This window comes from Streptomyces inhibens, assembly GCF_003389455.1.
In the GTDB taxonomy this organism is placed as follows: domain Bacteria; phylum Actinomycetota; class Actinomycetes; order Streptomycetales; family Streptomycetaceae; genus Streptomyces; species Streptomyces inhibens.
Window position 1 is genome coordinate 1 of sequence record NZ_QUAC01000214.1, and the last position, 13,168, is coordinate 13,168.

Sequence of the window (13,168 nt, forward strand, 5' to 3'; positions counted from 1 at the left end):
CCCGCCCACGCCCCCCGAGTGGGGTCTCCTGCCGTCTGGACCCGCCCACGCCCCCCGAGTGGGGTCTCCTGCCGTCTACACCCGCCCACCTCCGAGTGGGGTCTCCTGCCGTCCACACCCGCCCACCCCCCGAAGGGGGGTGGGCGGCGGGGAAAAACCAAAGGCACGGGTGGGCGGCGGGTAGGGGGCACACTCATGGACCCCGCGCGCCTCCGGGGCGCCCGCTGCTACGGCTCCGCGACCGGCCGCCCCCACGGGTCGTAACACCCCGTCAACTCCGGTGCTCCGCCCGACAGTCCGGACACGACGGCGACCGTGCTGCGGGTGACGAACACCTGGGTGCGGAAGGCCAGCACGGCGGTGTCCCCGGGCCGCGCGTCGCCGGGCGAGAGCAGCCGGTAGTAGTCGATGTGCTCCGCCGGGGCGTGCTGTACCGCCAGGCGGGCGCCGGTGCGCGGGATCAGCGCCGAGCCGACCCCGGACCGGGGGTAGAAGCCGCCGCCGAACAGCGCCGGCCGGCCGTCGGCCAGGACATGTGCGACCTCGCTGACGTACACATAGCCGGGGGTCTCCGGCTGCCCCGGGTCGACGGCGTGCAGGGGAGTGGTGCCGGTGAGCGCATGCCCCGGCTCCCCGTGCGTGGCGCCGAGCCGGGCCAGCAGCGGCAGGCTCGCCATCGACGTGGCGCCCGGCGCGCTCAGCAGCAGCTCCGCCGGGTCCGCCCCGGCGCGCGCGGCGAGCACCTCCCGTGCGCGGAGGGCGAGGGGGAGGTTCGGGGTGGGCAGCGGCCGGCCCGTACCGGGAGCGCACTGCAGGCACGGGAACGCCGTGACGCCCGCGATCCGTACACCCGGCAGCCGCTCCACCCCGGCCGCGAACGCCTCCAGCCCGGCCGGCGGCACCCCGCCTTCCTGCCCCGGATACCCCGCCCCGGGCGCCGCCTCGATACGCACCAGGATGTCCTGGACGAGCCCGAGCCGGCCGGCCGCTTCCGACACGGCACGGGCGTTGGCGAGGTCGTAGACGGTGACCGCCTCCGGGCGCCGGGCCAGCATCCCGGGCAGCGCACGGTGCGGGATCTGCACCAGATGGCCGAGGTTCCCGGCCTGCGCGCCCGCCGCGTGCAGCGCCCCGGCCTCGGGCGCGTCGATGGCGGCGAAGCGCGGGATGTGCCGGGCGATGGCCCGGATCAGCTCCGGATTGCGGCCGAGCTGCTTGACCACGAACCAGAGCGAGAGCCCCAGCCGGCCGGCCTCCTCGGCCAGCAGCGAGGCGTTGGCGGCCACCGCGTCCAGATCCATGACGTACGTATCGGGCCCGATGGCGCCGCTTCGGTGCAGCTCGGTCGCGCAGGCGACCAGCCGGGGATTACGGGCGAGGACGGTGTCCAGGAACACGGTCAGTCCTTGGGCCCGGGCGCGACGGCCGGGCCGGGGGTGCCGGGGGCGCCGGGCGTTGCGCGGCCTTCGGGGGCGGGGTGACGGGGGCCCACGCCCGGGGCCCGGTCCACGTCGTGCGGTTCCGCTCCGTCGCGTGGTTCCGCCGCGTCGTGCGGTTCCGCCAGCGCCCGCCGCAGGATGTCCAGCACCAGGTCGGCGCCGGCCCGCATGGGGTTGATCCGTACGGTCCAGTCGGCGAGCTCGGGGGCGTCGGCCAGCGCGGAGCCGGACAGGCGGTAGAAGAGCGGGGCGATCTCGTAGCGGGAGTTGGCGCCGACCGGGTAGGGGGCCGCGCCGTGCCGCGCGGCGGCGGCAGGCAGCCCGCGGGCGACCGGCCGGGCCAGGCGCACCAGCACACAGCGGTCCTGCGCATTGGCCAGCGCGGCCTCCGCGACGCCCGGCACCTCACCGGCCGTCAGCCGCCCGGCGACCTCGGCCGCCACCTGCGACTGCACCGCCCACATCACCGGCACATGCGTCAGCGCCCGCAGCGCGTCCAGCGCCTGATGGCCCTGGACCTGGCCGCCGCCCGAATAGTTGTCCTCGTGCACCCGCGCCACCAGGTCCGCGGCGCCCACGACGACGCCCACGCCCTCCGGGCCGTGCAGCTTGAACAGCGAGAAGCAGGACGCGTCGGCGCCCAGCTCGACCCCGCACGCCGGCACCCGCAGCGCCGCGTAGTTGTCGTCCACCACGGTGCGTACGCCCGCGCCCCGGCACGCCGCCAGCACCGCGCCCAGGTCGTAGGAGTCGGCGAGCCGCTGCCGGGTGTGCTGGACGTACGCCCAGCGGAAGTCCCCCGACGCGAGTGCGCGGGCCGGCTCCCGCGGATCGTTGAAGTCCGCCTCGACGGTGGCCGCGCCCAGGCCGCGCAGAGTGTGGGCGGTGGTGCGGTAGACCGGCGCACGGTGGATCAGCAGCGGATCGCCCGCCTCCAGGACGGCGCCGAGCGCGGCCCGGATCGCGCCGGTGCCCGCGCCCTGCACCAGCGCCGCGGCCTCGGCCCCGAAGAAGTCGGCGAGCACCGCCTCGACCCGTGCGGTCGTCCGCGGACGACCGAGGCCCGGCACCACCCCGGCGTCCGCCGCGAAGAGCTGGGGCCCTTCGAAATGCCGGGCGGTGCACTCCAGCAGCCGGAACTGCCGGGCCAGCGCGTCGGGCACGCCGACGGCCGGCAGCGGGCTGGTCCGTGGCAGACGCACGCTCATTCCGGCTCACACCCCGGCAGGCGCCCGCCGGCGACGGACGACGCGCCGTCCGCCCCGTCCCGCCCGGTGAGGAACCGCAGCGGATTGCGCCGCGTCAGGGTGTCGATCAGCGTCTCGTCCACCCCGGCCGCCCGCAGCTTGGGCACAAAGGACCGGAACAGATGCCCGTAGCCCGTGCCGCCCTCGCTGACCAGATAGCCGTGCCGGGAGACATCACAGCTGAGCAGCGCCCGGTCGGCGTATCCGGATTCCAGCAGCGCCAGCAGCAGCCGCAGCCGCACCCGGTCGCTCTGGTAACTCTCCTTGCCGACGGTGTCGAACGCGATATACGCACCGGCCGCCGCCAGCTCCCGGTGCACGGCCGGATCGTCCAGCAGGTCCTGATGGCCGATGCTGATGCGGTGCGGCGGCAGCCCGGCCGCCGTCAGCAGCTCCAACTGGGCGAGGCCACCGCGGCCGAGCCGGGCGTGGGTGGCCACCGAGAGGCCGGTCGCGGTGGCGGCGAGCGCCGCCGCGGTCAGGGTCCGCGCCTCCGCCTCGCTCGGCAGGTCGCCATGGCTGCCGACCTCGCCGATCACCCCGGGGCGGATGCCCGAGCCGCCGCAGCCGCGCTCGATCTCCCCGACCAGTGTCCTGGCCAGCTGCTCGGCGCTGGTACGGCTCAACTCACGTGGGTGGAACGGCTCGTAGTACCAGCCGGTCCCCGCGACGACCGCGACCTTGGAATCCGCGGCGATCCGGGCCATCCCGTCCACATCACGCCCCATACCCCGGCAGGTCAGCTCGACGACCAGCGAGAGCCCGAACTCGGCGCGCAGCGACGCCAGTTCCTCGGTGATGGCGGCCCGGTGCCCGGCTGTCAGACGGGCCCCGCTGTCGGCGCCCCGGGTGAGATCGAGCGCCAGATGCTCATGCGCGAGCACCGGTCCGCGCACGGCGGAGGCGGGCAGCGGGCCCGTGACGGTGTGCAGCAGATCGTTCATGCCTGCCTTCCCGGCCGTCTGGGGCGGCCGAACCCGTCAGGAGCGAACTCCGTCAGGAGGTCAGAGGGGTGAACAGGTCCAGCCCATACAGGACGTTGAGCAGAACGCCGCCGACGACGACCGCGGCGGGCCCCGCGGCCATCCGGACCACAACCCGCCCCATCGCCTCGTTCAGCAGATACAGCCCGCCGACGATCAGGATCCCCAGCCCACCGCCCATCGCGTTCGCGGCCATCAACGAGCCGAAGAGGATGGCCAGTTGGAGGGTCGCACCGATCGCCGCGCGCAGCTGCTCGGAGGAGTCGCGTACGGACGGCAGCCCGCCGAGCACCCGGCCGATCCCGCTGAGCGCCAGCACCTCGACGGCGAGCACCAGCGCCCCGCACACCAGCGCCAGCCAGGGGCTCGGCAGCAGATAGCCGATCGGGTAGACGAAGGTGAAGCCGGCGATGCCGTACGCGCCGGAGGCCAGCGCGGTGGTGGCGATCAGCGGCAGGAAGCCGAAGGCACGGTAGAAGTCGACCTGCGCTGCCTCCGTGGTCCGCCCCTTGGCGATCAGGAAACTCGTCGCCTCACCGCCGCCGAATATGTGCAGTTGCGCCAGCAGACAGACCCCGGCGCCCAGCACCATGAACAGCGGCAGATGGCGCCGCAGCCGGGCCGCGCTCGCGCCGAACAGCGAGACCATGGGGTCGTCGGCGGCCAGCTCCGCCCGGCCCCCTTCGGTCTCCGCCCGCTCGCCTCCGGCACCCGCCCCTTCCGCCCGGGTCGTCGCCCGGTCCGTACGCCGCTGCCGCAGATCCCTGACGACCGCGAAGCCGATCAGCAGCAGCACCCCGACCGCCATCGCGAGCGCCCCGGCGAACACCTTCGGCCACAGCTTCATCGTCAGCACGACGAGGACCAGCTCCACCGCGCCCGCGATCGCGCCGCGCAGCCTGCCGAACTGCTTGCTGATCGCCAGCACCGGGAACAGCGTGAACAGGAACAGGATCGGCGTCGACATCTGCTGCATGGCCGTCAGGAAGTCGACCGGCAGCTCGTGCGCCACCTTGTCGGCGCCCTTGAGGCCGAAGACCACCACCGCGCCCCAGGCGCCGCCCAGGACCGGCGCCAGCCACTTCTTCGGCGCGAGCAGCCCCAGCAGATCGGTCGGCAAGAACACCAGCCACGGGTTGAGCACACCCGACGACAGCGCCATCGGCGCGCCCAGACCGAAGATGAACCCGGCCGACAGCCCGAAGGAGACCGCGGTGGTCGCGCCGCGGGTGGTCCGCCCCTGTAGGAAGTCCAGCATGAAGGGGCGTACGCCGTCGTTGAAGACCGCCAGCGCCAGATGCGACAGGAACGCGGTCAGCGCACACAGCCCGATGACCGTCAGCTGCTCGGCCGGCGAGAAGTCGAGACCGCCGGCCGCGGCGGCCAGTTGGAGGCCCGCTACGGGGAGGCTGCCCACGGGTCAGGCCGTACGGGCCGCGATGGCGCGGGCGAGCGCGGGGGCGACCGCGTCGATCTGGTCGACGGCGAAACCGAAGACCTTCTTGCCCTCGTCGAGCAGCGCGTCGATCTGCTCCGCGGTGGGCACCGAGCGGCCGAAGGTGTGGCAGGCGGCCGCGCCCAGCAGCCCGACCAGTACGCCGAGCGAGGCCCCGGCCCCGGTGTGGCAGGTGCCGAGAAAGTAGTCGGCCCGCCCGGCGCGCAGTTGCACCGCCGCGTCCATGTCGTTGCTGAGCACGATCTCGACGCCGGGCAGCCCGAGCCCGGTCACCGTGCCGGCGACCTCGGACTTGCCGACGCCACCGGTGAGGATCTTGGTCGTGCTGGTGATCTCGGTCATGTCGGTCATCTCGGTCATGGGGTCTCCCTTCGCGGTGTGGCCGCGGGCAGGGGCAGGGGCAGGGGCAGGGGCGGGGCCGCCGGCGACGGCGGCGCCGCAGGCGGCACCGGGGCCGGATGTCCCGTCCTGTCCTTGTCCAGGACGGCCAGATGCAGTGCCAGGAAGTTGATCTCCGAGTCGGGGAGCGTGGTACCCAGCTCGCGGTCGGCGCGTACGGCGACGGCGCGGGCGCGGGCGAGCGCCTCGGGGTGGCCCGCGAGCTCCTCGGCAACCGCCGCGTCCGTGGGGAACGCCTCCAGGGGCGCGCCGTCCAGCAGCCGGGTCAGCGCCATCAGCAGATGGCTGGTGAGCATCCCGGCACTGTCCTCGGTGACCGGCCGGCCCTCGGCGGCCAGCGCCGCCAGCTCGTCCGTCACGAACGCGGCGATCTCCGGCCGTACCTGGCCGCTGTCACGGAAGAGGCGGATGCGCCGGGCGAGCTGGGATTCCATGGGCGGCCGTCCTTCCCTCGAAGACAACAGTAACCAGGATTCTGGATTCTGTTCCTTGACATGCCGTCACTTTTTGCCGGCGGCAAGGTCCGTGGGCGGCTGCCGCTCCGTCAGTACGCCGGGACGCGCTCGCCCCGCAGCACCTCGCCCTGCACGGCCGTGACCGTCGACAGATCCAGCACGTCCCGCACCGCCGCCAGCGCCCCGGCCCCCTCCTCTTCCTGTGCACGGCCTATCAGCGCGGCGCTCGCATGGCGCACCGCCAGATCGCGGGTCAGCTCGTCGCCCAGCGGCAACACCTGTACCTCCGCGCCCAGTTGACCCGGCACCTCGTCCAGATTCCACACCGTCGTATCGGCCCGGCCCTGCGCGAACACCTCCCGCAGCTGCACAGGGGAGCACGGCACCCACTCCACCGCCGTGCGATGCGCGAAGAACCGCTCGGCGAGCATCCGCTGATCCTCCGAGCTGTCGTCCACGGCGACCCGCAACCCGGGGGACCCGAGCGTGGCACCGGGCCGCAGCAGCACACCGTGCGCGCCGGCGTACGTGGCCGGGCCGAGGTCCGCGATCAGCTCGACGGGCTGCCGCTCGACCATCCGGNGCCGGGCCGAGGTCCGCGATCAGCTCGACGGGCTGCCGCTCGACCATCCGGTCCGCCGCGAAGCGGGACAACACCGCCAGCTCGACCTTGCCCTCGACCAGCGCGGCGACCCGGGCGGCCGCGCCCCGCCGGAAGGTCATCGCGAACGGTGCGCCGGCCTCCTCGAAGGCGACCCGCAGCCCCGTCGCCAGCCCCTCGTAGCGCCGGGAGTACGGCAGTGGCATCGCGGCCAGGAGCGTGCCGAGGCCGGACAGCCGCCACAGGGCCGCCCGGTCGGCGGCGACGAGGAAGGTGCCGAGATGGCCCCGGGCCACGGTCTTGATCGCGCCCGCCTCCTCCAGCAGCCGGAGCCCCGCCTGCACCGTGCCGTTGCCGACCCCGAGCCGCTCGGCGAAGTCCCGGACCCGCGGCAGCCGCCCGCCCACGCCGTCGGCGCCCTGGCGGACCAGGAGGGCCGCCAGTTGCCGGGCGGCGTGCCCGTTGCGGGTCAGAAAGCGTGCGTCGATGCCGCTGAGAGTGGTGCTGCCATGGCTGCCGTTCACACAAATGACAGTAAACAGGATCCTGGATACTGCCAAATGCGCTCCGGAAGCAGCTCCCACGCCCTGCTCTCCACCCCCTGCCGGTCCGTCGGTGAGCCGCCCGCAGTCTCCTGACGGGCCGTCAGGGCGGCCCGCCCTACTGCGGCGGCCCGCCCTACTGCGGCGGCCCGCCCTGCCGCCCTACCGCCCTGCCGCCCTACCGTGTCCGCGCGATCAGATACCGGAACACATTCGGCATCCAGACCGTCCCGTCCGCCCGCTGATGCGGATGCAGCGCCTCCGCCAGCTCCTTCTCCACCTGACGCTGCTCGGCCACCTCCAGCGCCGCGTCGAACAGCCCCGTCGACAGCAGTCCACGCACCGCGCTCGCCATGTCCGCGTACCCGAACGGGCAGGCCACCCGCCCCGAACCATCGGGCCGCAACCCGGCCCGGTCCGCCAGGTCCTCCAGATCGTCCCGGCCGCTGGGCCACCCGGTGGAGCCGACGACGTAGTCGCTCGGAGGGTCGGCCAGCCGCTGCGCCACCCGCAGCACCCCGGCCGTGGCACACCGCTCCACCGGGCCCCAGCCACCCAGCACCACCGCGCTGCCGCGCTCCGCCAGCCCGGCCGCCGCGGTCAGCGACGTAGTCAGCCCCTCGACCGTGCTCACACAGCCCACCGGATGGAACGCGGTGACCACATTGAAGGGCGCATCCCCGGGCGCCGCGGCCTCCAGGCCGCCGCTGACCACCCGGGTGTGCTCCGGCATACCGTCCGGCGTGAGCCGCTCGCGCGCCAGCTCCAGCCGGGTCTCGTCCGCGTCCACACCGCTGACCTGCGCCCCGCGCGCCGCCGCGAGCAACAGCGCCAGGCCGGACCCGCAGCCGAGCCCCAGCAGCCGGGTACCGGGGCCGACCCCCAGGCGGTCGTAGGTGGCTTCGTACAGCGGCACCAGCATCCGCTCCTGGATCTCGGCCCAGTCACGGGTGCGCTCCCGTGACCGGGCCGGAGCGTGTGGGCCGTCGCAGCGCATGGATCCGGAGTGCGGAAGCTGGTGCCGCACAAGCGTGGGTGACATCGATAGCGCCCCTATTCGCCGAGAACCAGAAGCTGTTCCGTACCGATCGCCCCCGTGATTCGCGCGTTGTGCGCCCCCGCAATCCAGACAACTGCGCATCCGTCCGGGCGTCCAGGGGGTGCGCCGGGGTTGTCTCCCGCGCGCCCCCGTATGCGCCGGGCCCGCTCCCTGGAGCGCCGTTCCAGGGTGCCCCGGTGCGCGTGGTTCCGCCACGGCAACGCCCGCCGCCCCAACACTCCACGCGCCCCCCGGGCCACGTCGGCCGGCCGCGTCCGATGCCCCTACGGTGGGATACGGGCCGGTGCCTGCGGGCACAGGTTGCCCCCGTACCATCGCCGCGGTGATCGTCGCGCCGGCGGCCAACCGGCTTACGCCATGCGGCGTACGCGGGGGTACGTACCGGCTTGTGGGCCACTGGGCGTCTTCTCCACAGATCGGCGCACCCCGCCCTCGGCACGGCCCATGACCGGAAACTGACTGGTACGTGCAAATTATTTGGGATGGCCCGGAATCGGAACACTGGGCGACCCCGGCTCGTTGTCACGACGTGAGCACGACACCGCCTGTTCTCGCCGCCGAGCTGGCGCTCGCGTGGGCCGATATTCAACGGCACCACCCCGAGCTGCCGGACCTGGCCGCGCCCGAGTCCCTGATCGGAGAGTCCTCGTCCGCCTGTGGCGCCGAACTCTCCTTCGAACGGCTGCTCCATGAGGCAGTCCACGGCATCGCCGCCGCCCGCGGCATCCGCGACACCTCCCGCGCAGGCCGCTACCACAACCGCCGATTCCTGGCGATCGCCGAGGAATTGGGCCTGGACCACGCCGACGAGCCGCACCCCAGCAGCGGCTTCTCCCTGGTTGCGCTCAATCCCGAAGCCAGGAGGCGCTACCGCCCCACCATCGAACGACTGGCCAGAGCCCTCAAGGCGCACAGCGCCGCGACCGCCACCGACACCGCCCGCAGTTTCCGCGGCCCGGCCGCCCGGCACGGCTCCTCCGGAGGCGGCGTCCGCGTCAAGGCCGTCTGCGACTGCGGCCGCAATGTCCGGGTCGTACCCTCCGTGCTCGCCCAGGCGCCGATCGTCTGCGGTGGCTGCGGCAAGCCCTTCCGGATCCCCGAGGTGGCCGCGGTCGGCTGACCCAAGGGCGTGTGGCACAATGGCTAGCTGTACTCGACAGTCGCACAGGACCCCTCTCTCCTCCGGCTGACGCGTCCATCGGGCACCCGAGTACCGCAACCCCACGTGGCATCTTGTTGTGCCCAACCACGTCAAGACCAGGAGACACCACTTCCGTGGCAGTCAAGATCAAGCTGAAGCGTCTGGGCAAGATCCGCGCGCCTCACTACCGCATCGTCGTTGCCGACTCCCGTACCCGCCGTGACGGCCGGGCCATCGAGGAGATCGGCCTGTACCACCCGGTGCAGAACCCCTCGCGCATCGAGGTCGACTCCGAGCGTGTCCAGTACTGGCTGGGTGTCGGCGCGCAGCCGACCGAGCCCGTCATGGCCATCCTCAAGGTCACCGGCGACTGGCAGAAGTTCAAGGGCCTGCCGGCCCCGGCGCCGATGAAGGTCGCCGAGCCGAAGGTCGACAAGCGCGCCCTCTTCGAGGCCGCTGCCAAGGCTTCCGGCGACGAGCCGAAGGGTGAGGCCATCACCCCGAAGGCGAAGAAGGCTGACAAGAAGGCGGACGAGGCTGCGGCCGAGTCCACCTCCGAGTCGACCGAGGCCTGAGCATGCTCGAGGAAGCCCTCGAGCACCTCGTCAAGGGCATCGTCGACAACCCCGATGACGTGCAGGTAGCCTCGCGCACCCTGCGCCGCGGGCGCGTGCTCGAGGTCCGGGTTCACCCCGACGACCTCGGCAAGGTGATCGGCCGCAACGGCCGTACCGCCCGCGCGCTGCGGACCGTCGTGGGCGCCATCGGCGGCCGAGGCATCCGCGTCGACCTCGTCGACGTGGACCAGGTCCGCTGACAAGTTGAACACCGGCTCGGGCCGGGGAGGGCCTGTGGCCCGCCCCGGCCCGTACCCGTTTGCGGCGATGGCTTGCCGGCCGCAACCATCAATCGAGGAACCACGAGGCGAGTGACCACCTCCGCGAAGGCGGCGGCGGTTCTGCCGCAAGGAGCAGCAGTGCAACTGGTAGTCGCGCGGATCGGCCGGGCCCACGGCATCAAGGGTGAGGTCACCGTAGAGGTGCGCACCGACGAGCCCGAGCTGCGGCTCGCCCCGGGCGCCGTCCTCGCCACCGATCCGTCCTCCGTCGGCCCGCTGACCATCGCGACCGGCCGGGTGCACAGCGGCCGGCTGCTGCTGCACTTCGAGGGCGTCGCCGACCGTACGGCCGCCGAGGCGCTGCGCAACACCCTGCTGATCGCCGAGATCGACCCGGAGGAAGTCCCCGAGGACCCCGAGGAGTTCTACGACCACCAGCTGATCGACCTCGATGTCGTCACCCGTGACGGCACCGCCGTCGGCCGGATCTCCGAGGTCTCCCACCTGCCCTACCAGGACCTGCTGATCGTCCGGCGGCCCGACGGCAGCGAGGTCATGATCCCGTTCGTCACCGAGATCGTCCCGGAGATCGACCTGGAGGAGCAGCGCGCGGTCATCGACCCGCCGCCCGGCCTCCTCGACGAAAGCCAGGCCGATGTGGCCTCCAGCCGCGAGGACAGCTGATGCGGCTCGACGTCGTCACGATCTTCCCCGAATACCTCGAGCCGCTGAACGTCTCGCTGGTCGGCAAGGCCCGGGCCCGTGGACAACTCGATGTACGCATCCATGACCTGCGGGAGTGGGCGCACGACAAGCACAACACCGTCGACGACACCCCCTACGGCGGCGGCCCCGGCATGGTCATGAAGCCCGAGCCGTGGGGCGAGGCGCTCGATGAGATCCTGGCGTCCGGCGACGGCGAACCCGTCATCGTCGTCCCCACCCCGAGCGGCGTCCCCTTCACCCAGCAGCTCGCCGTCGAACTCTCCGTCAAGCCCTGGCTGGTGTTCACCCCGGCCCGTTACGAAGGCATCGACCGCCGCGTCATCGAGGAGTACGGCGACCGCCTCGACGTCCGCGAGGTCTCCATCGGCGACTACGTCCTGGCCGGCGGCGAGGCCCCGGTCCTGGTCATGGTCGAGGCGGTGGCCCGGCTGCTGCCCGGCGTCCTCGGCAACGCCGCCTCCCACCAGGACGACTCCTTCGCCCCCGGCGCGATGGCCGACCTCCTGGAAGGCCCCGTCTACACCAAGCCTCCCGAGTGGCGCGGACGCGGCATCCCCGAGGTCCTGCTCAGCGGCCACCACGGCAAGATCGCCCGCTGGCGCCGCGACGAGGCCTTCCGCCGCACCGACCGCAACCGCCCCGATCTGATCGAGCGCGCCGACCCCGCCGCGTTCGACAAGCACGACCGCGCGATACTCGCCGCCCTTGGCTGGTCGGAGGGCGACGACGGCCGATTTGGGCGGACGGCCGAGGCCGTGGAAGAATAGGCCGCTGCTGTGTGCGTCCGGCGCGCGCCCCTGCCACAGGGGGAACGACGCCCGCCCGACGGAACGGCATCCGAAACATCCTTTCCGATATCCCGTTGATGACCTGTGGCATCAGCGAAGAAAGCAGTAGGTCATGCACCTTCTCGACTCCGTCGACGCCGCGTCGCTGCGCACCGACGTCCCGGCCTTCCGCCCGGGTGACACCGTCAACGTCCACGTCCGCGTCATCGAGGGCAACCGCTCCCGTGTGCAGCAGTTCAAGGGCGTTGTCATCCGCCGTCAGGGCGCCGGCGTGCGCGAGACCTTCACGGTCCGCAAGGTCAGCTTCTCCGTCGGCGTCGAGCGCACCTTCCCGGTGCACACCCCGATCGTCGAGAAGATCGAGGTCGTGACCCGCGGTGACGTCCGTCGCGCCAAGCTGTACTTCCTGCGTGACCTCCGCGGCAAGGCCGCGAAGATCAAGGAGAAGCGCGACAGCTGAGCCGCGCCGCCCCGGAGCGCGATTTTTTGCGCCCCGGCAACGCAAAGCCACGCTCGCGTCCGGTGTCCGGATCCGGCCGGATAGGCTCAGGACCCGATGGACACCGACGCACAGCTCACGGAGCGCGACCCCTCTCCCACCCCCGACCAGGGGCCGGAGCAGGGGTCGCGCTCCGCGCGTTTTCTCTCCCGTACGGCCCGCCTGCGCCGACGGCCGGTGACCCTGCTGGTCCTCTGCCTGGGGTTCGTACTGCTGCTCAGCGCGTTCATCGCGCAGCCTTTTCTGATTCCCAGCTCCTCCATGGAGAACACCCTGCAGATCGGGGACCGGGTGCTGGTCAACAAGCTGGCGTACCGTTTCGGCAGCGAGCCGGCACGGGGCGATGTGGTGGTGTTCGACGGGACGGGCTCCTTTGTTCACAGGGAGCAGGGGGAGAATCCCGTCCCGGGGCTGCTGCGCGGAGCCGGCGCGGCGCTGGGCCTGGCCCGGCCCGCCGAGACGGACTACGTCAAGCGCGTGATCGGTATCGGCGGTGACCATGTGACCTGCTGCGACAAACGGGGGCGGATCGAAGTGAACGGTGAGCCCGTGAGCGAGGGCTATCTGCACCCCGGGGACGCGCCGTCCTCGGTGGAGTTCGACATCGTGGTGCCGGAGGGCAAGCTGTGGGTCATGGGGGACCACCGCGCCAGATCCAGCGATTCCCGCGACCACCTCGGTGACCCGGGCGGCGGCACGGTCCCCGTCGACAAGGTCATCGGCCGCGCGGACCTGATCACCTGGCCGGTGAGCCGCTGGCGCACCATCGACGCACCAGGATCGTTCGACCGGATACCCACCGCGGCGGGCCCTCATGGGTAACCGCGGACGCCCCCGCCACGGGCACCAGAGCGCCAAGGGGACCGGAAGCGGCGCCGACGGCTCGTACGGCGCCTCCGCGGCGACCGACGACACCCAGGAGCCCCGCGGCGGCGACGGCACACGGGCCGGCCGGCCCGCGACCGGCGGACGGGCCGAGCGGCGGCGCCAGGCC

Annotated in this window: 14 protein-coding genes and 3 pseudogenes; 8 read left to right on the top strand and 9 right to left on the bottom strand. The window is 72.8% G+C overall.

The features are described from left to right. Window positions 1–227: 227 nt before the first annotated feature. From DY245_RS26735 to DY245_RS26770, 9 genes and pseudogenes are all read right to left on the bottom strand, one after another. A complete protein-coding gene (locus DY245_RS26735) occupies window positions 228–1,397 on the bottom strand; it encodes an alanine racemase (RefSeq protein ID WP_128509783.1) in 1,170 nt (389 codons plus the stop codon). A gap of 2 nt (window positions 1,398–1,399) precedes the next feature. Next, window positions 1,400–2,647, bottom strand: a complete 1,248-nt coding sequence (locus tag DY245_RS26740; protein WP_128509784.1) for an aminotransferase class V-fold PLP-dependent enzyme — start codon at window positions 2,645–2,647, stop codon at window positions 1,400–1,402. Then, on the bottom strand, window positions 2,644–3,630 hold the full coding sequence (locus DY245_RS26745) for a phosphotriesterase family protein (RefSeq protein ID WP_128509785.1): 987 nt from the start codon (window positions 3,628–3,630) through the stop codon (window positions 2,644–2,646). Before DY245_RS26745 ends, DY245_RS26740 begins: the two co-directional genes overlap by 4 nt. A gap of 52 nt (window positions 3,631–3,682) precedes the next feature. Next, window positions 3,683–5,086, bottom strand: coding sequence for a YhfT family protein (locus DY245_RS26750; protein WP_244943280.1), 1,404 nt, complete (start codon window positions 5,084–5,086; stop codon window positions 3,683–3,685). Between the two features lie 3 nt (window positions 5,087–5,089). Beyond that, the gene (locus DY245_RS26755) at window positions 5,090–5,485 is read right to left on the bottom strand and encodes a DUF2620 family protein (RefSeq protein WP_244943281.1); all 396 of its coding nucleotides are present in this window, start codon (window positions 5,483–5,485) and stop codon (window positions 5,090–5,092) included. Between the two features lie 89 nt (window positions 5,486–5,574). Next, window positions 5,575–5,958 (bottom strand): annotated as a pseudogene (locus DY245_RS26760) (PRD domain-containing protein); the annotation flags it as partial. Window positions 5,959–6,068: 110 nt separating this feature from the next. After that, window positions 6,069–6,557 carry a YhfZ family protein gene (locus DY245_RS46790; RefSeq protein WP_425329443.1) on the bottom strand — a complete coding sequence of 163 codons (489 nt, stop codon included), beginning with the start codon at window positions 6,555–6,557 and terminating at the stop codon, window positions 6,069–6,071. A gap of 5 nt (window positions 6,558–6,562) precedes the next feature. Beyond that, window positions 6,563–7,104, bottom strand: a pseudogene (locus DY245_RS46795) (YhfZ family protein); the annotation flags it as partial. 196 nt (window positions 7,105–7,300) lie between these two features. Then, window positions 7,301–8,164, bottom strand: coding sequence for a methyltransferase domain-containing protein (locus DY245_RS26770; RefSeq protein WP_128509787.1), 864 nt, complete (start codon window positions 8,162–8,164; stop codon window positions 7,301–7,303). A gap of 547 nt (window positions 8,165–8,711) precedes the next feature. Here DY245_RS26770 and DY245_RS26775 point away from each other — a divergent pair. The 8 genes and pseudogenes from DY245_RS26775 to DY245_RS26810 all read left to right on the top strand — a co-directional run. After that, window positions 8,712–9,302 carry a hypothetical protein gene (locus tag DY245_RS26775; RefSeq protein WP_128509788.1) on the top strand — a complete coding sequence of 197 codons (591 nt, stop codon included), beginning with the start codon at window positions 8,712–8,714 and terminating at the stop codon, window positions 9,300–9,302. A 155-nt stretch (window positions 9,303–9,457) separates the two neighbouring features. Then, entirely contained in the window at window positions 9,458–9,898 is a 441-nt protein-coding gene (gene rpsP, locus DY245_RS26780) for a 30S ribosomal protein S16 (protein WP_128509789.1), read from the top strand. Window positions 9,899–9,900: 2 nt separating this feature from the next. Next, complete coding sequence (locus DY245_RS26785; RefSeq protein WP_003980229.1) at window positions 9,901–10,140, top strand: RNA-binding protein; 240 nt, start codon at window positions 9,901–9,903, stop codon at window positions 10,138–10,140. A gap of 159 nt (window positions 10,141–10,299) precedes the next feature. Continuing rightward, entirely contained in the window at window positions 10,300–10,845 is a 546-nt protein-coding gene (gene rimM, locus DY245_RS26790; protein ID WP_128509790.1) for a ribosome maturation factor RimM, read from the top strand. Then, window positions 10,845–11,654, top strand: coding sequence for a tRNA (guanosine(37)-N1)-methyltransferase TrmD (gene trmD / locus DY245_RS26795; protein WP_128509791.1), 810 nt, complete (start codon window positions 10,845–10,847; stop codon window positions 11,652–11,654). Before rimM ends, trmD begins: the two co-directional genes overlap by 1 nt. 133 nt (window positions 11,655–11,787) lie before the next feature. Next, window positions 11,788–12,135 (top strand): 50S ribosomal protein L19, encoded by a 348-nt coding sequence (gene rplS, locus DY245_RS26800; protein ID WP_128509792.1) that lies wholly within the window; start codon window positions 11,788–11,790, stop codon window positions 12,133–12,135. Window positions 12,136–12,231: 96 nt separating this feature from the next. Beyond that, entirely contained in the window at window positions 12,232–12,996 is a 765-nt protein-coding gene (gene lepB, locus DY245_RS26805) for a signal peptidase I (RefSeq protein WP_128509793.1), read from the top strand. After that, a pseudogene (locus DY245_RS26810) lies at window positions 12,989–13,168 on the top strand (signal peptidase I); the annotation flags it as partial. The gene lepB and the pseudogene DY245_RS26810, both read left to right, overlap by 8 nt.